The sequence below is a fragment of the Burkholderia singularis genome (assembly GCF_900176645.1).
Classification (GTDB): Bacteria; Pseudomonadota; Gammaproteobacteria; order Burkholderiales; family Burkholderiaceae; genus Burkholderia; species Burkholderia singularis.
Genome location: NZ_FXAN01000068.1, coordinates 22,121 through 43,277 on the forward strand (window position 1 = coordinate 22,121; position 21,157 = coordinate 43,277).

The 21,157-nt window shown below is 62.5% G+C and carries 19 protein-coding genes and 1 pseudogene; 8 read left to right on the forward strand and 12 right to left on the reverse strand.

The annotated features are described in order from the left end of the window. Positions 1-87 precede the first annotated feature (87 nt). Positions 88-1,269: a UbiH/UbiF family hydroxylase gene (locus BSIN_RS15160; protein ID WP_069233727.1), complete on the reverse strand. Its 1,182-nt coding sequence runs from the start codon at positions 1,267-1,269 to the stop codon at positions 88-90. Between the two features lie 235 nt (positions 1,270-1,504). On the opposite strand from BSIN_RS15160, the gene BSIN_RS26520 reads away from it, so the two are divergent. Beyond that, on the forward strand, positions 1,505-1,627 hold the full coding sequence (locus BSIN_RS26520; RefSeq protein WP_069233726.1) for a hypothetical protein: 123 nt from the start codon (positions 1,505-1,507) through the stop codon (positions 1,625-1,627). 170 nt (positions 1,628-1,797) lie between these two features. After that, positions 1,798-2,163 (forward strand): hypothetical protein, encoded by a 366-nt coding sequence (locus tag BSIN_RS15170; protein ID WP_059520670.1) that lies wholly within the window; start codon positions 1,798-1,800, stop codon positions 2,161-2,163. A 395-nt stretch (positions 2,164-2,558) separates the two neighbouring features. Here BSIN_RS15170 and BSIN_RS15180 read toward each other — a convergent pair whose 3' ends face one another. Beyond that, positions 2,559-3,089 carry a lysophospholipid acyltransferase family protein gene (locus tag BSIN_RS15180; RefSeq protein WP_089341117.1) on the reverse strand — a complete coding sequence of 177 codons (531 nt, stop codon included), beginning with the start codon at positions 3,087-3,089 and terminating at the stop codon, positions 2,559-2,561. A gap of 69 nt (positions 3,090-3,158) precedes the next feature. Here BSIN_RS15180 and BSIN_RS25410 point away from each other — a divergent pair, with 69 nt between their 5' ends. Continuing rightward, the gene (locus BSIN_RS25410; protein ID WP_143757457.1) at positions 3,159-3,557 is read left to right on the forward strand and encodes a hypothetical protein; all 399 of its coding nucleotides are present in this window, start codon (positions 3,159-3,161) and stop codon (positions 3,555-3,557) included. Beyond that, positions 3,554-3,658 (forward strand): annotated as a pseudogene (locus BSIN_RS15185) (GTPase); the annotation flags it as partial. The gene BSIN_RS25410 and the pseudogene BSIN_RS15185, both read left to right, overlap by 4 nt. Positions 3,659-4,145: 487 nt before the next feature. Here BSIN_RS15185 and BSIN_RS15190 read toward each other — a convergent pair. Then, positions 4,146-4,484, reverse strand: a complete 339-nt coding sequence (locus tag BSIN_RS15190) for a DUF6573 family protein (RefSeq protein ID WP_256583819.1) — start codon at positions 4,482-4,484, stop codon at positions 4,146-4,148. Between the two features lie 878 nt (positions 4,485-5,362). On the opposite strand from BSIN_RS15190, the gene BSIN_RS15195 reads away from it, so the two are divergent. Next, on the forward strand, positions 5,363-6,157 hold the full coding sequence (locus tag BSIN_RS15195; RefSeq protein WP_089341118.1) for a hypothetical protein: 795 nt from the start codon (positions 5,363-5,365) through the stop codon (positions 6,155-6,157). A gap of 635 nt (positions 6,158-6,792) precedes the next feature. Here the strand turns inward: BSIN_RS15195 and BSIN_RS15200 are convergent. After that, on the reverse strand, positions 6,793-8,070 hold the full coding sequence (locus tag BSIN_RS15200) for a DNA primase family protein (RefSeq protein WP_089341119.1): 1,278 nt from the start codon (positions 8,068-8,070) through the stop codon (positions 6,793-6,795). A gap of 160 nt (positions 8,071-8,230) precedes the next feature. Then, complete coding sequence (locus BSIN_RS15205) at positions 8,231-8,932, reverse strand: hypothetical protein (RefSeq protein WP_143757458.1); 702 nt, start codon at positions 8,930-8,932, stop codon at positions 8,231-8,233. 254 nt (positions 8,933-9,186) lie between these two features. Between BSIN_RS15205 and BSIN_RS15210 the strand changes: the two genes are divergently transcribed. Next, the gene (locus tag BSIN_RS15210) at positions 9,187-10,890 is read left to right on the forward strand and encodes a site-specific DNA-methyltransferase (RefSeq protein ID WP_089341121.1); all 1,704 of its coding nucleotides are present in this window, start codon (positions 9,187-9,189) and stop codon (positions 10,888-10,890) included. Beyond that, positions 10,887-13,367: a DEAD/DEAH box helicase gene (locus BSIN_RS15215; protein ID WP_159935985.1), complete on the forward strand. Its 2,481-nt coding sequence runs from the start codon at positions 10,887-10,889 to the stop codon at positions 13,365-13,367. The genes BSIN_RS15210 and BSIN_RS15215 overlap by 4 nt, the downstream gene beginning before the upstream one ends. A gap of 622 nt (positions 13,368-13,989) precedes the next feature. Here the strand turns inward: BSIN_RS15215 and BSIN_RS15220 are convergent. Beyond that, entirely contained in the window at positions 13,990-14,649 is a 660-nt protein-coding gene (locus BSIN_RS15220) for a tyrosine-type recombinase/integrase (protein WP_089341123.1), read from the reverse strand. Next, entirely contained in the window at positions 14,646-15,134 is a 489-nt protein-coding gene (locus tag BSIN_RS15225) for an integrase arm-type DNA-binding domain-containing protein (protein WP_143757459.1), read from the reverse strand. The genes BSIN_RS15220 and BSIN_RS15225 overlap by 4 nt, the downstream gene beginning before the upstream one ends. Before the next feature lie 148 nt (positions 15,135-15,282). Here BSIN_RS15225 and ychF point away from each other — a divergent pair, with 148 nt between their 5' ends. After that, complete coding sequence (gene ychF, locus BSIN_RS15230; RefSeq protein WP_089341125.1) at positions 15,283-16,377, forward strand: redox-regulated ATPase YchF; 1,095 nt, start codon at positions 15,283-15,285, stop codon at positions 16,375-16,377. A gap of 362 nt (positions 16,378-16,739) precedes the next feature. Here the strand turns inward: ychF and BSIN_RS15235 are convergent, their stop codons facing one another. The 5 genes from BSIN_RS15235 to BSIN_RS15260 form a co-directional block, all read right to left on the reverse strand. Next, positions 16,740-17,621 (reverse strand): SMP-30/gluconolactonase/LRE family protein, encoded by an 882-nt coding sequence (locus BSIN_RS15235; RefSeq protein ID WP_089341126.1) that lies wholly within the window; start codon positions 17,619-17,621, stop codon positions 16,740-16,742. 304 nt (positions 17,622-17,925) lie between these two features. After that, the gene (locus BSIN_RS15245; protein ID WP_231935896.1) at positions 17,926-18,204 is read right to left on the reverse strand and encodes a hypothetical protein; all 279 of its coding nucleotides are present in this window, start codon (positions 18,202-18,204) and stop codon (positions 17,926-17,928) included. A gap of 37 nt (positions 18,205-18,241) precedes the next feature. Beyond that, positions 18,242-19,321 carry a galactofuranose ABC transporter, permease protein YjfF gene (gene yjfF / locus BSIN_RS15250; RefSeq protein WP_089341127.1) on the reverse strand — a complete coding sequence of 360 codons (1,080 nt, stop codon included), beginning with the start codon at positions 19,319-19,321 and terminating at the stop codon, positions 18,242-18,244. After that, the gene (locus BSIN_RS15255; RefSeq protein WP_089341128.1) at positions 19,318-20,376 is read right to left on the reverse strand and encodes an ABC transporter permease; all 1,059 of its coding nucleotides are present in this window, start codon (positions 20,374-20,376) and stop codon (positions 19,318-19,320) included. Before BSIN_RS15255 ends, yjfF begins: the two co-directional genes overlap by 4 nt. A 14-nt stretch (positions 20,377-20,390) precedes the next feature. Continuing rightward, on the reverse strand, positions 20,391-21,157 hold a 767-nt coding region (locus BSIN_RS15260), incomplete at its 5' end, for an ATP-binding cassette domain-containing protein (RefSeq protein WP_143757460.1).

Consider the following 21,157-nt stretch of genomic DNA (forward strand, 5'->3'; position numbering starts at 1 on the left):
TCGTGCGTCGCCACAGTGTACGACGGCAGCGACGCAGTGTCGGACCGCCACGCCGCGCGAAGGTTCGCCCGGCCGCATATCGCCCGCTTAACCGAGCGCCGATGCGACCAGCCAGCGCTTGACGAGCGGCTGCGCGCCGACGAGCGCCATGCCCGTGTTGCGCACGACGCGCGCAAGCGTGCCGGGCAGCGCGAAGAGCCGCTGCAGGCCGTCGGTGGCGATCATCAGCGCGCGGATGTCCTCGCGGCGCGCGCGTTCGTAGCGGCGCAGCAGCACGGTATCGCCGAGGCCGCGGAACGCTTCGCGCTGCGCGATCGTGTCGACGAGCGCCGCGACGTCGCGCAGGCCCAGATTCATCCCCTGGCCGGCGAGCGGGTGGATCAGGTGCGCGGCATCGCCGACGAGCGCGACGCGCGGCGCGATCAACCGCTCGAGCGTCTGCAGCGCGAGCGGGAAGCCCTGCGCGGGCGTCACGCAGTCAAGCGCGCCGAGCCGGCCGGACGTGACACGCTCGACTTCGGCCGCCAGGCGCGCGGGATCGAGTGCGAGCAGCGCGTCGGCATGCGCGGTATGCGCGGACCAGACGAGCGACACATGACCGTCCGGCAGCGGCAGCAGCGCGATGATCTCGCCGTCGCGGAACCACTGATACGCGGTCTCGCGGTGCGGCTGCGACGCCTTGAAGTTCGCGACCACGCCGGTTTGCCGGTAATCGCGCCGTTCGACCTTCGCGCCGATCTGCGCGCGCACCCACGAATGCGCGCCATCGGCGCCGACGACGAGATCCGCCGAGATCACATCGCCGCTCGACAGCGTGAGCACCGCCTCGTCAGGCTTCACGTCGAAGCCCTGCGCGCGCGCATCGAGCCACGTGAGATTGGGCTGGAAGCGCAGCGCGGCATCGAGCGCGGCCTCGATCAGCGACGATTCACCGATCCATGCGAGCTGCGGTACCGACGCCTGAAACGCGGAGAAATGCAGTTCGGCGTGCGCATCGCCGTAGACGCGCATGTCGTAGACGGGCGCAAGCCGGCTATGGTCGAGCGCCTGCCAGACGCGCAGCCGCTCGAGGAGCGCCTGCGAACTCGCCGACAGTGCGTAGATGCGCGCATCGAACGCGCCATCGGCCGAGCGCGGCGCGGCCGGCTGCGCGAGCAGCGCCGTCTTGTGGCCCGCCTGCGTCAGCGCGAGCGCGGCGGTCTTGCCGACAAGGCCGCCGCCGACGACGGCGACGTCGAAGGTCTGAGGGTAGGCAGTCATGGCGCGCATTATAGCCGGGCCTGCCGCCCCGGCCCGCGCGTCGATTTGCGCTCCGTCAGGCTCCGGCAAACTCGCGTGCGCGATCCATCGATTACCGGCCGATGCCAATGTAACCGGCGCGCGCGACGCAACCGGCGCAGCCGGGCAGCCGCATTACGCGCCGCACGTTTTCTTACAAACGCACACCGCCTGTCATACGGCCGGCCGCTACAGTGAACCGGCGTTATTCCGATAGGAGATGTCGATGAAACGGATCGCCGCATTCGCCGCTGCCGCGCTCGTGCTGGGCAGCCTGCTTGGCGGTTGCATCGTGGTGCCGGACGGCGGCTACCACCATCACCGCGATTATTACTACGACCGCTACTGACCGGCGCGCCGCGCGGCGCGAGCCGTCGCGCCGGCCGCGCTCGGCGCTTTAAGTATTCCCCCCCACTGAACGGCCCCCTGATCCGGCCTGCCGCGTGCTATCGTTTCTATGACGGCGCGTGAATCGCGCGCGTCGAAAAACCGGTCTCGACCACCACCGTGAGCACGGCCATGAGCGACTTACGCCACCATCTCAATCAACAGGACCGAGTGGAGTTGCTCTGCTGGCTTTGCGTCGGCAACCTCGGTGCGTATTACCTGAACGAAAGCTGGCCCGGCGCGGCGTTCCAAGTTCAGTCGGCACACAAATGGCTCGATCGGCACGCGCGCGAAGCCGACTGGTTGTCGCTCGCGAAACTGTCGCTCATCGCGCTCGATATCGCGAAGCGGCACGCGGATTTCGTCAACGCGTCGTGGGCGCGCGATGCGGTCGAGGAAATTATCGATACTGACGATCTGAATTTCGAATCGCGCCTCGCGCTGCTCGTGCTGGACGATTGCCGCGCGGCGCTCGCCGACCGGCGGATCGCCGATTAGCGTTGCGTCGATCAGCGCCGATCGGAACGATCGATGCCGATAGCGGCGGTCAGCGTGGGCTAAAAGCGGATCATGGCCGCTCACGGCGGCGGCCATGATCCGCTCGGCGCGCTGCGTGCACCGCGGACGGCGCGCTGCCCGCGCCAGCCATCGCCAGCCGCCGATCCGCCATCAGAAATCAGAAATCAGAAATCAGAAATCAGAACCGTGCCGCGCGGCGGCCATCACGTTCGGCCGACACCATTCGATGACCGCGGCGATCGGATATCGCTTGGAGCCGCTCCGCCCGTGAACCTGCCCCCGCCAGCCCACGCGCCACCGCCCGCCGCCCCGTTGTGCCCGTCACGCAGCGCACCGCCACCGGACTTCGCGCGAATCGGCCCGCGCGGCACCCGTCATCCTTCGATCCGGATGGGCGGAAACCATTTGTCGCCGTTCTTGCCGAAAATCCGGCAGCGATGCGCGCCGTCGATATGCAGGCGGATGATGTCGGCGCCGGATTGCTTCGCGAGCCATTCCACGCCGGGGCGCTCGACGAGCGCATTGCCGTCCGGGCTGATACGGCCCTCCGGAAAGACCATGACGCTGTTGCCGTTCTTGAGTTCGCGCAGCAAACGGCGCATGCCGTAGGGCGAGCCGGAATCGACGGAAACCATGCGGCCGAGCCCCAGCGCCTGTCCGAGCAGAAGCGCCCAGCGGGTGCGCCTGAGGCGGCGCGAATGCAGCGTATCGATGCAAAAAACGAGCCGCACCGGACTCGCGAAAGCGACGAGCAAACCGTCGTGATAGGAAACGTGATTCGCACAAACGATATGGGGCGACGCCTTCAGGCGCGCCACGGTCTCGTCGGACAAAGAAACGCGGGTTCGAAACAGCCGCAGACCGGCTAAACTCAGCCAGCGCGTGAGAATAAATGTCGATTTCATTTCAGCCTCGTTGCTGAACGCCTATGCGATCGACTTCCGGCGCAGATCGATTTGGATAACTGAGCGTCAATGACTGAACGATTACGTCGGCAATGCCTCCTGCTGGCGATCTTCGGTGCCGTGTATCGCGGCCGCAAGCCGGCTGAAACGCCTCCGAGCAGGCCGCGCAGCCGCTACTCTATATTTTTTCGCTGTTTTTTTCACCGTTTTCAACGACGTTTTAACACTATTAATCAAGCTCGGATTCAATTTCCGGCGATTAATAATGCTGCAACGCGGCAACCCGATGAATCGGCCGCCCGTTTTTCCTATCGAAAGAAATCAACCGACTTCGTGATTGCCGCCGGGCCGCACGATTTGCCACCGCGCGCGCCTTCTTTTAGGGCTGGATCATGGACGAAAGCGGGCAGCCGAACGCGTTACAATCGCTGCTTCACCGAATCTCCGAAATTCCGAAGGAACCCATGAGCCTCAAATGCGGCATCGTCGGCTTGCCTAATGTCGGCAAGTCCACTCTGTTCAATGCGCTGACGAAGGCCGGCATCGCCGCCGAGAACTACCCGTTCTGCCAGGGTACCTAACTTATTCCTTTGATTCATGTAGTTAGGCCGAGGCTGGAAAATTCTGATGCAGAACCCGCATCAAATCTGAGCGGGCCAATGCTGCCCTAATAGGGCATCGCCAGAATACCGCATCCATCGCGTAACGCAACAGCCAGGCGCCTGCGTTGATGCTTCAATCAGGCAATGCCCGGCCTTCGGCAATGCCCGCCCCTCCGACCCGCACTACTCCCCGACCAAACCCGCAGCCAGGGATTTCAGCGGGCTACAGCCTCGTACCATACGGATTACCGCCAACATCGACGCCGCTGTAGTCTTCGCTTGTCATCGGCAAGCCTGTAGCTGGATTGATTGGGTAGAACGACATTGCTGCTCTCCTTGATGAGCGGTTGGAAATACCCCGCGCCTGTTCGCGGGGTGGTGGAAAATCAGTCCTCGTTCGGCATCAAAATCGTAATGACTGGCTCGGCGTTGTCGCCGGGGCCGATATGCAGATTCAGCGTAACCGGCCGGGGCGCATACCGTGACCGCCGCGCGGCACTCGGTACACATCGAACGCGATGCGCTGCGCACCCTGCGCACGCCGTGCGGCTCTCGACGCCATCCACAACATGTCCCACAAACGCGCCCACTCGTCCTGCGAAACCTGCCGCTGGCTGTCCGCCTCCGACCACGCGACGCAATCGGCCCAAACTGCTGCTGTCACCACCACTGGAATACGGAAACCCGCATCCCGCGCCTGCGAGCTGACATCGACCAGCGCGCCATCTGCAATCGCCTGCGCGCGGGTGTAAACGAAAATGGTCTTGCCGAAGATGTCGTGAAGGTCTTGCATGGTTTGCGCTCCTTAGAAGCTGACCGGATTCCGAGCTGGTGAGCCCCCGACTGTTTTCCGGTTTCGGCGGTGGGGTTGGCAGATGCTTCTGCCGCCGTCTTTCGTCACTGTTTCGCCCGTGGCGAACGACAACGCCAGGCAGTCAGCCATGCAAGGGAACGGGAGGAAGCCGCAGCCCGAAGGGACCGGGTGATACCCGTGCGCGGAGCGCCGAAGGCCCTTGCATGGCTGACTGCCTGGCGTAGAGTCGCCATCGCTTGGGCGAAGCAGTGACGAAAGACGGCGGTCGCGGTGTACCCGCGACGAAACCGGCGTCGCGCTCGAATGAGCGCGACCCCTGCACGCGCAGCGTGCGTGGCTCGCAAGCCGAAGGCGCGCAGTGGTCGGCTAGGGGCCGGCTACGTAGGGGAGCCGCATCGCGTAGCGATAGGGGGCAAGGCGTGCAGCCGCCGCCCACGCAATTGCACTCGCGCCCACGCGGGTCAAATGCGTGCCTGGGGGAGCCGAATCATTGCTGCGCGTCCCAACGTGCAGAGGGCGCCCCAGTGACCGATAATGATTTGGGGGCGAAGCCCCGCCCCACGCTGCGCGCGGGCAAGGTAGTCATGTCAAAGACCGCAGGCCACCGGCCGGAGTCGGCGGAGCATCCAGCGCCGACGAATGAGTACCTTGCCTGCGCGCAGCGTGGGGCGCTGGTTTTAAGGACACGGCGGGCGTCCAGCCCGACGAATTCCCGTGCGACCGTACAGGGCGCGTAAGGGGATGGTGGCCTTGCCGCGAAAGCGGCTTCGTTCCCCCTGTATGCGCCCCGGCATACAGGGGCACATACGGGCGGTGACGCGCTATACGGATATGTCGAAACCATTGGAGACATACCCGTGACAGCGCAGGACGGCCGCATTACGGCCAGCCAGAACGAGGTGCGCATGCTGCGCGCGCTCAATCGCTTCGGCTGGCTGCCGACGAAATCGCTTGCGGTGCTGCTCTGGCAGCCCTGGCTGCGCAAGCCGGCAGGTGAGCCGGACATGCGGCCGCTGATGCCAACTGCATCGGCCCGGCTGATGGCGCAACGCACGCTGCGCCGGCTGTATGAGGCGCATCAGGTGCTGCGGGCGCGCGCACCAGACGGCAGTTTGATTTACGCGCTGGCAGAAGCCGGCGTGCGCCGGCTCGCGCAGTTCGGCGTGCCGGCGTCCAGTGGCAAGGACCTGGTGCGGCGCTTCAGCGCGGCGCAGTTCCGCCATCGCAGTATTGCGAACGACGTTGCGCTCGCCAGTATCGTGGCCGGATTCCGCATCTCGACCGAACGCGAAATCGCAGTCGGAAAATGGCTAGGGGGCGAGCAAGGCATCGCAGACAAGAAGCCCGATGTGCTGCTACAGGGCAATGGACAAGTCTGGTGGGTCGAAGTCGAGAAATCGCGTCGCAACAAGACTGACCATGCGAAGCTGCACGCCTTCCTGAAAGCCTTCCATGAGGACGCCAATCGGGCAGACGGACCGGTGCTTGTCAACGGGCTGCGCTGGGCGAAAGTCATCTTCATCTGTACGCCAGCATTCCGTATTCGCCTCGTGCGCGAACTGGAGAAAGCCGGCTGGTCAGCGGAATCGATAAAACGATTGATTGCCTATGTCGATGACACGTACCATTTCACGGACATCGCCTTCCAGTGAAATGACGTTCCATCGCAGGGATTTTATTAAATCGGCTGACCAGGAAAAGGCACATAGGGCCTATCGCTCTGAATATCGTCCCCGGCTGCCCGGTTTTTATATCTGGTCCAGAACTGGAAAAGGCCAGGCGGAACAATCCGTCTGGCTTTTTTTGAAAACCACCTATGCGGCGGAGAACATCGGGTATTGCTCGTGAGTCTTGCATCGGAAATTCTTGATGCAGGTTTCATGCTTTTGGAAACCGCCTGAAATTTAATCTGCGGATATACGCAACATCGTCGATTGATGCGCTATACGGCTATGTGGGAATCACGTTTCAGTCATACGCCAGGTCGCCACAAATCGGCAGCCTGGGCACAGGTATCCACGCCAGGCTAGCCAGCCCGTGCGTGCAGTAGATGACCCTTTCTGCCCGCTACTCAAACGGGCCGTGCGATGCGCGCGTACACGCGCTGATAGCTATCGCACGTAACCAGGCATCACGGGTCAGCAGTTGCAGTGGAGAGGTGCAGATACACCAGAGGACCAGACGTATCGAGGCCACGCGTCGATGTCGCCGCGACAGCCGCCCAGCCCGGTCAATTGCCGGCTGGGCGATTGTTCTTTTCCCGACTGCTCCCACACGCCCGGATTTTTCAGGCGTGCAACGCTCCCAGGCGCACATTCGTCACGCGAATGAAACCCTCACCGGTCTTCGCACGGGCGTTCGACTGGAGCGGCCCGATGAGATTATCGAGCCGTCGCCAGAATTCGATGGACGATTCCGGCGCGACGCCGTTTTCACGGCACCACTCTTTATAGTTGCGATACACCTTGACGCGCGAGGCATCGGCGACCGTCGTGCGCTCCGCCGATACGTCGTCGGCCCACGCCGCGACCGTACTGGTAACGGTACGCGCGACTATCTTCGCGCGCCGCATGGGTTCGGGCAGCACGGGGTTGAATTGACCACGCGCCAGCAGCCGCACCAGTCCTTCCAGTACCCAGTTGAGCACACCGGACAGCTCATCGCGGATGATGTCACTCGCCAGCATCGGGTCACGCTCGCCCTCTGGAATATGGACGGGGAACGGCACGATGTCAAAGCGCCGCCAAAAGCCTTCGGAGTGGTCTGATACTTTCGGTACGTGGTTCGAGAGAATGAGCCATTTCGCAGGGATGCCCTTGCTGATGACTTCCTTGTATTTCTGGTCGATGGTCACCGTTTCGCCCGCGATAAGGGACTTCAGCCGGTTTGCTTTCAGCTTTCCTTCCGGCGCTTCATCGCAGTAAATAAGCGAAGCATCTATCAGCGGTGCGAGCTTGAAACCGTCCAGATTATCGAGACACACGGCGGCGACCTTCGCGTGCAGCTTCTGGAGAATGTTTGCCAGGACACCCTTGCCGTTCGCGCCGTTGCCGAGCCAGATTTGCGCGCGCTGATGCCGGGCATCGTGAATCAGCGTGTAACCCATGTATTCCTGAACGTATGCCCGCACGTCCTCGTCGGGCAATACCTGCTCGATGAACTTCTGAAACTTCTTCGGGGCGGGGGCGCGCGGGTCGAAGTTGCACTTCACGACATGGCGAAGGCATTTCGACTTGTCGTGCGCAAGCAGCGTTAGGCCAGCCGGTGCCGCGAGGACGTATCCGTTCAGCGCCGGAACCAGTGGCTCATCACTTGCGGCGGCGAGTCGAGGCAGCAGAAGTTGAGCCGTCTTGACAGCCGATTTCGCGTTGTTGGGAGTGACGTGGTGTCGAATGCCCTTACTTTTAAGCCAGACTGACGCCCTACGCAGCGCCTCATCGTCCTCGACGATTTCCCAGTGACGCCCATTCCATTCGACGAGCTGTTTATCGGCGTAGGCGGAAGTTTCCGACGCGCACAGCTCGTTTGCGTAGTCGTAAGGCTCGAAGGGGATGCGTGCTGCCATGATGAAATGCTCCTTGTGTGATTTATGTCACGAGTTCGTCTCGTGAGCATGGAGAGCATTTTTTCAAGGTATGCACGCCGTCAGAAGCGCGCTAGGGTCTAGCTACCAGGCTGTAGGGGCTATATACCAGCGCAGTTTGTCGAGGCACCCGGCTGCGCGATTAGGCATTTTTCAGCCATGTAATAGCCGTATTGAATGACACGCCGAAACGTTCGTGCTCCTTTTCCGCACAAAGCGTTTTTGTTTTGTATTCTCCGCGTCGCCACATTTCCAGAAATTTTTGCTTCCTGTCTCGGGAGCCATTTTTCTGGTTATAGCGTTTCTGCGAACCAATCACGCCAGAAACGGCTGCCGCCAGTTCACGATGCTGCCGTGCGGTATCCCTGCCAAACAGGCATAGGCTGACCAGGGTAAGCGCATCAACCGGACTGCTTTCAAGCTCGTCCTCCAGGGTTGAAAGCAGCTCGTCAAATGGGACGTATTGAGAGCCAACGCGCCCCAGTATTTCCCAGATTCCGATGGCTCGCGCTGCCGCCGAATGGATGGCTTCAGGCGCCTGATTTTTGGCAACAGGCTCAAGCATGGCCGCAGCCTCATCGGCATCATAATCCAAGTGTACAACCTGCTCGACAATACCTTTTCCGTTGTCGAACGACAGACCCAATCCTTTCAGTTTATTTCGTGCATCGTCGTTATCGACGTATCGGTAATCATCGATTATCTGAGAAATCTCATCGTCTGACGGCGAGGTCATGAGGTTGGCGATGGATACAGCCATCGACTTTTTAATCGACTCGTCTTTGCTCAATTTAAATTCTGCCGATAAATAAACAAAAATCTCCGCAACATCACGCGCGAGCACATACCTAACCAGAGTTACCGGACTTTTCGGACTATCTCATGGAGTCCACCGCACATGCCAGTGGGTTCCCGATTCCGCGTGCCGCACGTCCTAGGGGCAAAAGTCCGGTAACTCTGGTTATCGGCCACAAGGGACGGACGCTGTAGAGCCTCTGGCCCTGGCTGCCGTTTTTGCCTCGCACGAGGACAGCCATCAACGCCGCGCCGAAAGCATCTATCATCACGGCTTCGACTTCATAGCACCACCTTGCGCAGATGACCCAAGACTTGCAGAGCATCCCTCACGCCGAACCGGACGAGGCATCGCGCCCGAACGCAGCGGAGTACGAGAACCTTCCGCGCGAAACCCTTATCGAGATGCTGAGGCGACGCGACAGCCAAACCCCGTATGGCCTGGTCTGGGAAAGCAGGAACATTGCGCAAGACAAGGCGCTGAACCGCGATTTCGTCGGGCTTGAGCTAGACCCGGCGTTGTCGTGCGGTACGGGGCCGTGGCGCAATCTCATCATCGAGGGCGATAACTACGATGCCTTGCGCCATCTGGTCAGCACCTATGCCGGCCAGGTCAAACTTATCTATATTGACCCGCCGTACAACACGGGCCGCAAGGACTTTGTTTACAACGACAGCTATTTCGACCCGACCAATCGCTATCGGCATTCGACCTGGCTGGAGTTCATGTACCAGCGGTTACGGCTGGCCAAAGACTTGCTTGCGGAAGACGGCGTTATTTTTGTGTCCATCGACGATAACGAGCTGTTTAACCTCGGATTGTTAATGAACAAGGTGTTTGGCGAGAGCAATTTCATCGCCAACATTATTTGGCAGAAGGTTTTCTCACCCAAGAATACTGCCGTTCATTTTTCGGATGACCACGAGTACATCCTCGTCTATGCAGCTGATAGGGACGTTTGGCGCCCCAATCCCATGCCTCGCACGGCCGCGCAGGATGGTGCGTACAAGAACATGGACAACGACCCTAGAGGACCGTGGATGTCTAGTGACATATCTGCGCGCAATTTCTACTCAGCAGGCTCCTATGCGGTCACGGCTCCCTCTGGAAAGGTGATTTCCGGGCCGCCGCCGGGAAGATACTGGACGGTCTCGGAAGATAAATTCCACGAGTTGAACAGAGACAACCGCATTTGGTGGGGCAAGGGCGGTAACAACGCCCCGCGTCTGAAGCGCTTTCTCTCGGAAGTCAAGCAAGGCGTAGTACCTCAGACCCTGTGGACGTACGATGCCGTAGGCCACACGCAAGACGCCAAGAAGCAGCTTAACGAGATGCTGCCCAAGGAGCGAAGCGAAGACGTATTTTCGACGCCGAAGCCACTGCAGTTGATGGACCGTATTCTGCGTCTGGCAACGAAGCCGGGTGATTTGGTCCTGGACTTCTTTGCAGGCTCGGGGACGATGGCGCAAGCGCTGTTGCAACTCAATAAGGAGGATGGCGGCGAGCGCCGTTTCATTCTGGTATCTAACACTGAAGCCACTGATTCCGAGCCAGACAAAAACCTGTGCCGCGACGTGTGCGCGGCGCGAGTACGGCGAGCAATTGAAGGCTACACGACTGCGAAGGCTGACCAGGTGGAAGGCCTCGGCGGCAATTTTGCCTACGTGCGCGCTCGACACATCCCGACGCATCGACTGGAAGAACGGTTGGACGATGGTATGGTCTGGTCGTTTATCCAGATGAAGCACCATCATCCCCTGTCCAAGCGCGGCAAGCTGGTTTCGGTGTCGGCTTGGATGCAGGAGGTCATCATCTATGTCCCGGCCACCACGGCGAAAGTAAAGGCGGCTCTGCGCGAAGCACTGGCCGAGCATCCGCAAGCCGCTGTGTACACATGGACACCGGCCGCATTGGTGGATATGGTCAACGAAAACAATCTGCGAGAAGTGCCGTCCGACCTGACGCGCGGCTTCCGATTTGGCAAACTAGGGGGCGTTCAAGCATGAGCCGCATCGACCCGTTACCGTTCCAGGAGCGGCATATTGCTGCGCTGGTCGAACGATTCCAGAATCTGCGCGACAGCTACAACCTGCTGACCAATCCGGGGGAACTGAACACGCTGCGGAAGCAGTCAGCGGCCGTTATGCTTCAGGCACCGACTGGCGTTGGCAAGACGCTGATTGCAACCGAAGTCGTTGCGCGCTTCTCGGCGCTCGATAACGTCGTCTGGTTCTGGTTCGCGCCCTATGCCACGCTGATTGACCAAGCCGCATCGAGTTTGACGCGTCAGGCTTCGCAGCTCAAGATTCTGAATATCGAGCATCAGCGCACGGCGGATGAACTCGCATCTGGCGCGTTGTTTGTCATTACCTGGCAAACCGTGGCAACCAAGACGAGAGAAGCCCGGCGGGCGCGCACGACCGGCGACGATGGCCTGTCGGTCGATGACCTTATCGCGGATGCCCGCGCGCAAGGCCTGCGAATCGGCGTGGTGGTCGATGAAGCGCACCATGGCTTCGTCAAGGCAAAGGAAGCCTATCGCTTCTTCGTCGACGTGCTGTCGCCCGACTATGCGCTGTTGATGACGGCTACGCCGCGCGATGCGGACGTTGCCAGCTTCGCCACGAAAACCGGCTATCAGCTTGGCGAACCGTCGGACTGGGCGACCATCACCCGCTACGAGGGCTATCACGCGGGATTGCTGAAGTTCGGCGTCAAGACCGCGCAATTCCTGACCGGCAACAACGATGACGCGGCACTGGTCGATTTCGAAGAAGTCGCCCTGGCCGAGTGCGCGAACATGCACCGCCACATCAAAGGCGTACTGGCGGAACAAGGCATCAACCTCACGCCGCTGATGCTGGTCCAGGTGCCGAACGGCGGGGTATCGCTGGAAAGCGCACGCGATTATCTGACGAGCACGCTCAAGTTTCCCGAGTCAGCGGTCAAGGTTCACGTCTCCGAAGAACCCGACCCGAACTTGCAAGCACTCGCGCATGACCCTGCGGTCGAAGTGCTGGTATTCAAGATGGCAATCGCTATGGGCTTCGACGCCCCGCGTGCCTTCACCTTGGCTGCCCTGCGCGGTACGCGCGATGCAAATTTCGGCATCCAGGTGGTCGGTCGCATCATGCGCGTGCACCCGCTGTTGCAGCGCCGCCCCGACCTGCCGCCCGTGCTCGATTACGGCTATGTGTACCTTGCCAACCGGGAGGCGCAAGAGGGGCTGACGGGGGCTGCGTCGGTCATCAACAAGCTGCAAGAGCATACGGCCAGCACGGTGCCTGATACCGTCGTCACGTTCACGGTGGACTCGTCGTTTGTGCAAGTCGTCAAGCCCGGCCAAACGGCGACGATGTTCCCCGCCAGTCAGCCGGAGCCGTACGGCGAGCTTCTAGCAGAGGAAGATTTAGCGCCGTATGGCGCACCATCATCCACCCCGATACCTTCCGGGCAGTCTTCTCCCCTGTTTCCCGAGTTGAGCCGGGAAACGTTGGCGCATGGCGCGCATAATGGCCCGACGGCGCTGACCCATGCCTTTAGCCTGGATGCCGAAGAACAGCATCACTACTTGCTGAAAGTGGCCGACATGCCGGCACTTGTGACGGAAGTGCTGCCCGCGCATGCCGACGACTTTGAAACGCAACTGGTTTCGTTCATCGACTTCTCGGCGGTGATAGCCGACCGTGAACGTAGTAGAACGAAACTTGTCAAGCGAACGACGGAAATCTTCGATGAGACCAACAACACCCCGGACGATGAAGATGTCTGGGCGAGGATGTCTCCTGTCGGTATCGCGCAGCGGGCACGACAGATAGCCTTTGAACACCCAGATGTCGATAACCGTCAGTTCCTGCTGGCCCTGCGTCAGCGTTTCCGCAGCGCACTGGAAGCCGGCGGCTTCGAGTTGCCGGCCACGGACGAAGCCCTTACGCAGCAGCTCGAACTGGTTCTCGTTCGCAATCCTGGCCTGATACGGCAGGCTCATAAGCGTTGCCGCGCGAGCCAGATTCAGACCCGGACGCTTACGCTACCGCCGATACTGCAATCGAAATACCGATTGCCCCCGGCAAAGCGCAACGTGTACGGCGTTTTCCCGGCTGACCTTTCTCCCGACGAACTGCGCCTTGCTGAAATTCTGGATACCTCGGGCGAAGTGGAGTGGTGGCATCGGAATCCATCGCGGCAACCCGAATCCGTGGCGCTATATCACTGGTCGAGCGGTGTCGGCTTCTTCCCTGATTTTGTCGTCGCGGTGAAGGGGCGCAACATGGGCGACGGCATCGCACTACTGGAGTTCAAGGGACCGCAGCTCCAACAGTACGACAAGGAAAAGGCCGGTGCCGTACATATGCACTATGGCCGTGCGTTTATGGTCGGCCGTGGCTCAAAAGAGAAGAAGGAATTGCGCCTGTTCCGCCTGGTCGAAAAGGAACTGGTCGATGATGGCTTGTTCGAGGTTGGCCGACTGCGTTACGACTGATTTCAATGCACTCGCACCAGAGTTACCGGACTTTTTCAACCACCCCCATATGCCACAGGTTTTCAATTGTGTGCATCTGGCACCGAGGCGCGAAAGCTACGTATAGCTGTGGTGAAAAGTCCGGTAACTCTGGTAGTACGCGCCAGAATAAAAAGCCTCTCGTCAAAGATACGCTTCCGGCATTGGCTACTTTTCGTAGGGGCCAACGCCTCCGGCGTTACGCTGCAATTGCCGGCTCACCAGCCGTCCTGGTTGCGGATGATTGCATCGCTCCGCAGCGCATCCGGGACCCGCATGTCCACATCGAAGATACTTCGTTCCGCCCGCTCCGCGGGCGTTCGCAGCCAGGGACGGAGTTCGTCTGGCGAGCATGTCACGGAATCTTATCGGCGAGGAGAACCGCGCGAGCTTCGCTCGTGCCGGCTTACCCATTCTTTCGCCGCGCCAAGCTAGCACCCGTCGCAGCCTTCGCGCGCGGGGAGCGCAGCTCCTCACGTGCGAAGGCTGCGACGGGTGCTGCGGATGCGCGATGAAGCGATATGCCAGAACCCGGGTAAGCCTATTCCCTTAAAAACCAAGTTCTACCGGCAGGCTTGGCATCGAATTGCATGGTGCGGCATCTCTACTGCACGCCCTCCGCCGTATCTTCACGCCTTCGGCACGCATCTAGTAGCGCATCCTGAACTCGCGTCAGCTCCGGCGCAATGTCGGACGGCGACAAGCTGATGTAATGCCGGTGCAGAACATCGCTCGTCTTTGGCATATGCCCAAGAATCCGCCGGAGAGTCGCATCGCCTATACCGATACGTGCCCCGACCGACGCAAGCTGCTTGCGTAAGTCGTGCAGCGTGAAAACCGGCGCGCCAGCACGCTGTGCCATCTCCGCTACATGCTCCCCCGATACCCCGGCAAACAGTCTGTCGGCCGGCTCCAACGCGGCGCATCGTCGTTTCAGCACCGCCCGCATCGCGTCCGTTATCGGCAGGCTTTGAGGCTTGCCGTTCTTCGTATCGGGAATGCTGAGCACGTCCTGGTCGAAATCTACGTCGCGCCGTCGTATGCCGGTGCCTTCGTTCCGCCGCAACCCGGTCAGCATCATGAGCCACAAGTAATCGCGCGGTTCCTCGGGGAGCGCATCCACACCGGCCTTCCACTCTGGCAGACGGTTTTCATCGAGCTTACGCGCACGCGCAGCAGGCCGGGCAGGCATCAGGCCCGCCGCGCGTAGCCTGGCGAACGGACTCGGTATCTCGACGTTGTAAACCGCGCCGACATACTTCAAAAGCGAGCCGATAATGCCGCGCCCCTCGTCTGTACGAACTCGTGGCAATGCTGCCGGAAGGCCGCGCTAGCCAAGGCCGAAACCGGCTTATCGAACCATTCCGCGAAATGAGTCACGAGTATCGACTTGTACCGTTTCAGGCTCGATTCCTTGACCTTCCGAGCCGAGCCGTATTCGTCCAGTACCTCCCATAAGGTCGGCAGTTGAATCCTCGCCGGCTTGACGAAATCGCCTGCCCGGCACTGCCGAATGATGGGCAATGCCAAGTCTCTAGCTTGGCCGACTGAGACAAGCGGCCACCGTCCAAGCGTTACCCTGATGGGCCTGCTTTTCACGGTGGTCGATACACAAAAGGTCTGCGTCCGACTTCCAACGCGCAGGATGAGACCGCACAAAACCTTGTCCCGCAGAACCATACCCGGCTTCGCTGCACCCTTGCTCAGAAGCGCATCCGAAAGCGTTACAATCGTGGTTTTCTTGGTCAAAATTTGGTCAAAACTCGTATCAATCGTTGCGTTTCCGCTCCGGTTTGCGCGGTTCTGCACCAATTGCCCTGGCTGCCGCCTTTTCCGGCATCGCCGTCGCTGTCGCGCTGAGACAGCTCGCAACCAATTGATTTTTCAGGAATTTCCCATGAGCCTCAAATGCGGCATCGTCGGCTTGCCTAATGTCGGCAAGTCCACTCTGTTCAATGCGCTGACGAAGGCCGGCATCGCCGCCGAGAACTACCCGTTCTGCACGATCGAGCCGAACGTCGGCGTCGTCGAAGTGCCCGATGCGCGCCTGAAGGCGCTCGCCGACATCATTCAGCCCGAGCGCGTCGTGCCTGCCGTCGTCGAGTTCGTCGACATCGCGGGCCTCGTCGCCGGCGCGAGCAAGGGCGAGGGCCTCGGCAACCAGTTTCTCGCGAACATCCGCGAAACCGACGCGATCACGCACGTCGTGCGCTGCTTCGAGGACGACAACGTGATCCACGTCGCGGGCAAGGTGAGCCCGCTCGACGACATCGAGGTGATCAACACCGAACTCGCGCTCGCGGACCTCGGCACCGTCGAGAAGGCGCTCGCGCGCTACTCGAAGGCGGCGAAGTCGGGCAACGACAAGGAGGCCGCGAAGCTCGTCGCGGTGCTCGACAAGGCGCGCGCGCATCTCGATCAGGGCCGCGCCGTGCGCGGGCTCGATCTGTCGGACGACGAAAAGGCGCTGCTCAAGCCGTTTTGCCTGATCACCGCGAAACCGGCGATGTACGTCGCGAACGTGAAGGAAGACGGCTTCGAGAACAATCCGCACCTCGACTCGGTGCGCCGGTATGCGGAGGCGGAAAACTCGCCGGTCGTCGCGGTGTGCGCGGCGATCGAAGCGGAAATCGCCGATCTCGACGAAGCCGACAAGGAAGCCTTCCTCGCCGATATGGGCATGGACGAGCCGGGCCTGGACCGCGTGATCCGCGCGGGCTTCAAGCTGCTCGGGCTGCAGACGTATTTCACCGCGGGCGTGAAGGAAGTCCGCGCGTGGACGATCCATATCGGCGATACCGCGCCGCAGGCGGCGGGCGTGATCCATACGGATTTCGAGCGCGGCTTCATCCGCGCGCAGACGATCGCGTATGACGATTTCATCGCGTACAAGGGCGAGCAAGGCGCGAAGGAAGCGGGCAAGATGCGCGCGGAAGGCAAGGAATACATCGTGCAGGACGGTGACGTGATGAACTTCCTGTTCAACGTCTGACGCAACGCGCCCAAGCGCCGGGAGGAGCCCACTGGTATCCCGGCCTTTCACGAACCGCACGAAAAAGCTCGATGAAGGGATCGTGCCGTTCAGTTAGGGTAAAGGCCGCTCCGGTTGACGTCGGAGCGGCCTTTTTCCTTGTTTCGAACGCAGTTCGAATGGTTGCTGGCCCGCTAAGCCGCGCTTAACTGAATTGAACGGCATAAGCGCACGAAGCGGGCTGTTTCGTCTCTTCGAACGTCATCATCCGCACTTGCGGGAACCACGCGGCGCCTACCGCGCCGACGCCGTGCACGCGCGTGCCGCCGCACCGCCGCCGCCCGCATCCGTTCGCGACGCGGGCGACGCGGCCACCGCGTCCATCACCCGCCGAAGCCGAACACCGGCTCCGCAAGCCCGTACACGCCGGGCTGCGCGGCAAACACACCGCCCGCATGCGGATCAGCCCGGCGCGCGGCATCGGCAAGGCCAACGGCGGCACTCGTCACATAAAGCGTGCCGAGCCGCGGCCCGCCGAACGCGACGCAGCTCGGCTGACGGGTCGGCACGGCGATGCGCGCGGCCTCGCTGCCGTCATGCGCATATCGCACCACGCGCGATGCGCCCCATTGCGCATTCCACAAATAGCCGTCCCGGTCGACGGTCGAGCCGTCGGGCACGCCGTCGGCGCCATCCAGTTCAACAAACACCCGGTTGGACGCGAACGTGGGGTAGTCGCATGCGTGAATCCGCCGGGTGGGCGAATCGCAGTAATACATCGTCCGGCCGTCCGGCGCGAAAGCGATGCTGTTCGAAATCGCGCAGTTCGGCAACGGCAAACGCTCGAGCGTCAGATCGGCGTTCAGCCGATAGAAGCCGCCGATCGGCTCGGGCTCGTCGACATCATGCTTGGTGCCGAATACGAAACGGCCCTGCCGGTCGCAGCGGCCGTCGTTCAAACGCGTCGGCAGGCCGGGTTCGACATCGACGATCGCCGTCATCGCGGCGTGTTCCGTATCGAAATAGGCCAGATGCGTCGCCAGCCCGAGCAGCAGGTAGCGCGGATTGGTGCACAACGCGAAGCACGCAAGCCGTTCGGGCATCGGAAACGATACGCTTGTGTTCGTGCTGGGATCGTGGCGCCACAGTTGCCGGCCTTCGATGTCGGTCCAATACAGCAGGCCGCTGCGCCAGCACCAGGTCGCGCCCTCTCCCAGCGCGCACCGGCTGTCGATCAGCAAATCGGCGCGTATCTCGTTCGTCATGCGTTTGTCTCCATCGATTCAACAATCGTTATTCTTGATTCTTGGCCGCGGCAACACCGCGGTCCGGCTCCGGCATATCGCAGCCTATCAAGCCGCGCGCGGGCACGATCCGGGTACCGGCGAGGCGCCGGGCGTCTCGCGCCCGGCACGGCGTCTTGGCGTCTTGGCGTCTTGGCGTCTTGGCGTCTTGGCGTCTTGGCGTCTTGGCGTCTTGGCGTCTTGGCGTCTTGGCGTCTTGGCGTCTCGGTGTCCCGTCAGCCCCGCGCGGCCGCGCGCGTCCGCCGCGCAGCCGGCGCCCGCTCGATCAATCGGGCACGTCGACCCGCTCCACCGTGCGCAGCAGCCGCAGGATATCGCTCAAGCCGAAACCGCCGGGGTCCGGCCGCGGCTGGCCATGCTCGGCGGCGATGCGCATCGCGAAATTCAGTGCGTCCGAGCGCTCGCGCAGCAGCAGGCGCAATGCGTCGGCGACGATGCGTCTGTCCGGCGCGCTGCTCAGATCGAGGACGAATTGGGTCACCAGCGGGGCGGTCGATTCCACGGCGTCCAAGGCATCGATGTCGAATCCGGTTTCCGGTTGCATGTTTTTTTCCTCGTTGTCAGGTGGCTCTGAACCCACATCATCTCATCGATACGAGACCGGCATCATCATCGGCACCGTTGGGCCGCGACGCCGCGCCGCCCGGCGGCTGCGGCGCGGCGTCGAACCCACCGCCGCCGGCCGGGCGCCGTGCGGCGTGCCGCTCGATGATCCGCTGCAGCAGGCAGAAAGCGCAGAGCAGCGCGCCAATCACGATGCGCGTCCACCACGAGCTGAGCGTGCCGTCGAACGTAATCAGTGTCTGAATCGTGCCGAGTATGCCGACGCCGAACACCGAACCGACCACGTAGCCGACGCCGCCCGTCAGCAACGTGCCGCCGATCACGGTCGCCGCGATCGCGTCGAGCTCCATGCCTTGCGCCTGCAAGCCGTAGCCCGACAGCACGTAAAGCGTGAACACCACGCCGCCGAGCGCCGAGCACAGGCCGCTGAGCGCATACACGCCGATCTTGGTGCGCGCGACCGGCAGCCCCATCAGCAACGCCGAGCGCTCGTTGCCGCCGATCGCGTAGATGTTGCGTCCGAAGCGCGTGAAATGCGCGACGTAGATCGCCGCCGCGAGCACCGCGAGCGCGATCAGCGCGCCCGCATTCAGCGCGCCGCCGCCGAGAGGCACGCTCAGGCCGGCGACCGCATGAAACGTCGGTTCGTTGATCGTGATCGACTGCGTGGTGATCAGAAAGCATGCGCCGCGAGCGAGGAACATGCCCGCCAGCGTGACGATGAAAGGCTGCAGGCGGAAATAATGGATCAGCGCGCCCATCGACGCGCCATACAGCGTACCCATCGCGAGTACGGCCGGCACGACCGCCCAGATGGGCCAATGCAGCCATTCGGCACCGAGCGCGCAGAGAATCGTCGTCAGCGCGACGACGGAGCCGACCGACAGATCGATCCCGCCCGATACGATCACGAACGTCATGCCGATCGCCACGATCAGCAGGAACGCATTGTCGACGATGAGCCCCGACAGCACCTGCAACGAAAAGAATCCGGTGTACATCACGCAGCCGAAGCCGAACAGCACGGCGAACAACGCGATCGTCACGACAATGGGCAGGACTCGGGGGTCGGCCAGCCGGCCGGTCAGCTTGCTCATGGCGTGCGTGCTCCTGTTCCGGTGGCCGTGCGCGGCCGCGTGAAGCGCAGGTAACGCGCCGCCGCCCGCACGAGCAGCGCGCGCGCCGATTCGGACTGGATCACGCTCACCGCGATCACGACGATCGCCTTGACCACGAGCGTCGCCTCCGGCGGCACGCCGATCGAATAAGTCGTGTAGGTCAGGGTCTGGATGATCAGCGCGCCGAGCACGGTGCCGGCGAGGCTGAAGCGCCCGCCCGCGAGCGACGTGCCGCCGAGCGTCACCGCGAGAATCGCGTCGAGTTCGAGCAGCAGCCCCGCGTGATTGCCGTCGGCGCTGCGCACGTTCGAGCTGGCGATGATGCCGGCGAGCGCGGCCATCAAGCCGCAGAACACGTAGACGCCGAACACGATCGCGCTGGATCGCAGGCCCACCAGCCGGGTGGCGACCGGATTCACGCCGATCGACCGGATGAACAGGCCGAGCGCCGTGCGATTCGCGAGCCACGCGGTCACGGCCGTCGCGCCGGCGGCGATCCATATCGCGCACGGCACGGCCGCGAGATAGCCGTCGCCGAGCGCCAGGTAGCCGGGCGCTTCGATCGGAATGATCTGGCCGCCCGTGAGCAATTGGGCGATACCGCGCCCGGCAACCATCAGGATCAATGTGGCGACGATCGGCTGCATTCCGACGAACGCGACCAGCATGCCGTTCCATACGCCAGCCAGCAGCCCGACGCCCACCGCCGCGAGCAGCGCCGCGCCGATATCCGCGCGATGCGCCAACGGATGCGCTTCGAGAACCACTGCGGCGGCGGCCCCGGCGATCGCGACCACCGCGCCGACCGAAATGTCGATGCCGCGCGTGGCGATCACGAGCGTCATGCCGAGCGAGACGATCGCGAGCGGCGCCGCGCGGTTCAGGATATCGACCGGCGCGCCGAACAGATGACCGTCGAGCAACGTGATCGACAGGAAGTCGGCGCGGTGCGCGACGTCGATCGCGAGCAGCAGCGCGAGCGTCAGCGACGGCCAGACGAGCGGATGACGCACCAGCACGCGCAGGGACGTCATAGATGCCGTGGATGTCATGCGTCGTCTCCCGCAATGAGCCGGTACACGCGGTCTTCGGCAATCGCGCCGCCCGCCAGCTCGGCGACCTTGCGCCGGTCGCGCAGCACGGCGATCCGGTGGCTCACGCGCACCACCTCGGCGATTTCGGACGAAATGAAGAGGATCGCGAGCCCCTTTGCGCACAGCGCCAGCACGCGCTCCATGATGTCGAACTTCGCGGCGATATCGATGCCGCGCGTCGGTTCGTCGAGAATCAGCAGCTTCGGCTCGGTGACGAGCCAGCGCGCGAGCAGCACCTTCTGCTGGTTGCCGCCCGACAGCAGGCCGACCGGCTGCTCGGCGTCGCGCGCGCTGATGCCGAGCCGCGCGATCCATTCGTCGGCGATCTGACGCTGGCGCGCGCGGCCGATCATGCGCCACCAGCCGCGCCGCGCCTGCAGCGCGAGAACGATGTTCTCGCGAATCGACAGCGTGGCGACGATTCCCTCTTTCTTGCGATCCTCCGGGCAATACGCGATGCCGTGCCGCACCGCGTCGCGCGGCGACGCCAGTTTCACGGGCCGGCCGTCGATGCGTATCGTGCCCGCGTCGGCGCGCTCGGCGGCGAACGCGAGCCGTGCGGTCTCGGTGCGCCCGGAGCCGAGCAGCCCGGCGAGCCCGAGAATCCGGCCCGCGCGCACGTCGAGATCGACGGGCGGCAGCATGCCGCGCCGTGCCACGCCGCGCATCGACAGGAACGGTTCGGCCGAATCGCCGCCGCGCGCGGCGGCGGGCGCGCCGC

Bases quoted from the DNA above. Each gene is read 5' to 3' on its own strand.
- BSIN_RS15215 (WP_159935985.1), top strand. From the start codon at position 10,887: ATGAGCCGCATCGACCCGTTACCGTTCCAGGAGCGGCATATTGCTGCG.
- BSIN_RS26520 (WP_069233726.1), top strand. From the start codon at position 1,505: ATGAAACGGATCGCCGCATTCGCCGCTGCCGCGCTCGTGCTGGGCAGC.
- BSIN_RS15170 (WP_059520670.1), top strand. From the start codon at position 1,798: ATGAGCGACTTACGCCACCATCTCAATCAACAGGACCGAGTGGAGTTG.
- BSIN_RS15255 (WP_089341128.1), bottom strand. From the start codon at position 20,376: ATGACGTCCCTGCGCGTGCTGGTGCGTCATCCGCTCGTCTGGCCGTCG.
- BSIN_RS15245 (WP_231935896.1), bottom strand. From the start codon at position 18,204: ATGCAACCGGAAACCGGATTCGACATCGATGCCTTGGACGCCGTGGAA.
- ychF (WP_089341125.1), top strand. From the start codon at position 15,283: ATGAGCCTCAAATGCGGCATCGTCGGCTTGCCTAATGTCGGCAAGTCC.
- BSIN_RS15160 (WP_069233727.1), bottom strand. From the start codon at position 1,269: ATGCGCGCCATGACTGCCTACCCTCAGACCTTCGACGTCGCCGTCGTC.
- BSIN_RS15235 (WP_089341126.1), bottom strand. From the start codon at position 17,621: ATGACGAACGAGATACGCGCCGATTTGCTGATCGACAGCCGGTGCGCG.
- BSIN_RS15190 (WP_256583819.1), bottom strand. From the start codon at position 4,484: ATGCAAGACCTTCACGACATCTTCGGCAAGACCATTTTCGTTTACACC.
- yjfF (WP_089341127.1), bottom strand. From the start codon at position 19,321: ATGAGCAAGCTGACCGGCCGGCTGGCCGACCCCCGAGTCCTGCCCATT.
- BSIN_RS25410 (WP_143757457.1), top strand. From the start codon at position 3,159: ATGACTGAACGATTACGTCGGCAATGCCTCCTGCTGGCGATCTTCGGT.
- BSIN_RS15180 (WP_089341117.1), bottom strand. From the start codon at position 3,089: ATGAAATCGACATTTATTCTCACGCGCTGGCTGAGTTTAGCCGGTCTG.
- BSIN_RS15210 (WP_089341121.1), top strand. From the start codon at position 9,187: ATGACCCAAGACTTGCAGAGCATCCCTCACGCCGAACCGGACGAGGCA.
- BSIN_RS15200 (WP_089341119.1), bottom strand. From the start codon at position 8,070: ATGGCAGCACGCATCCCCTTCGAGCCTTACGACTACGCAAACGAGCTG.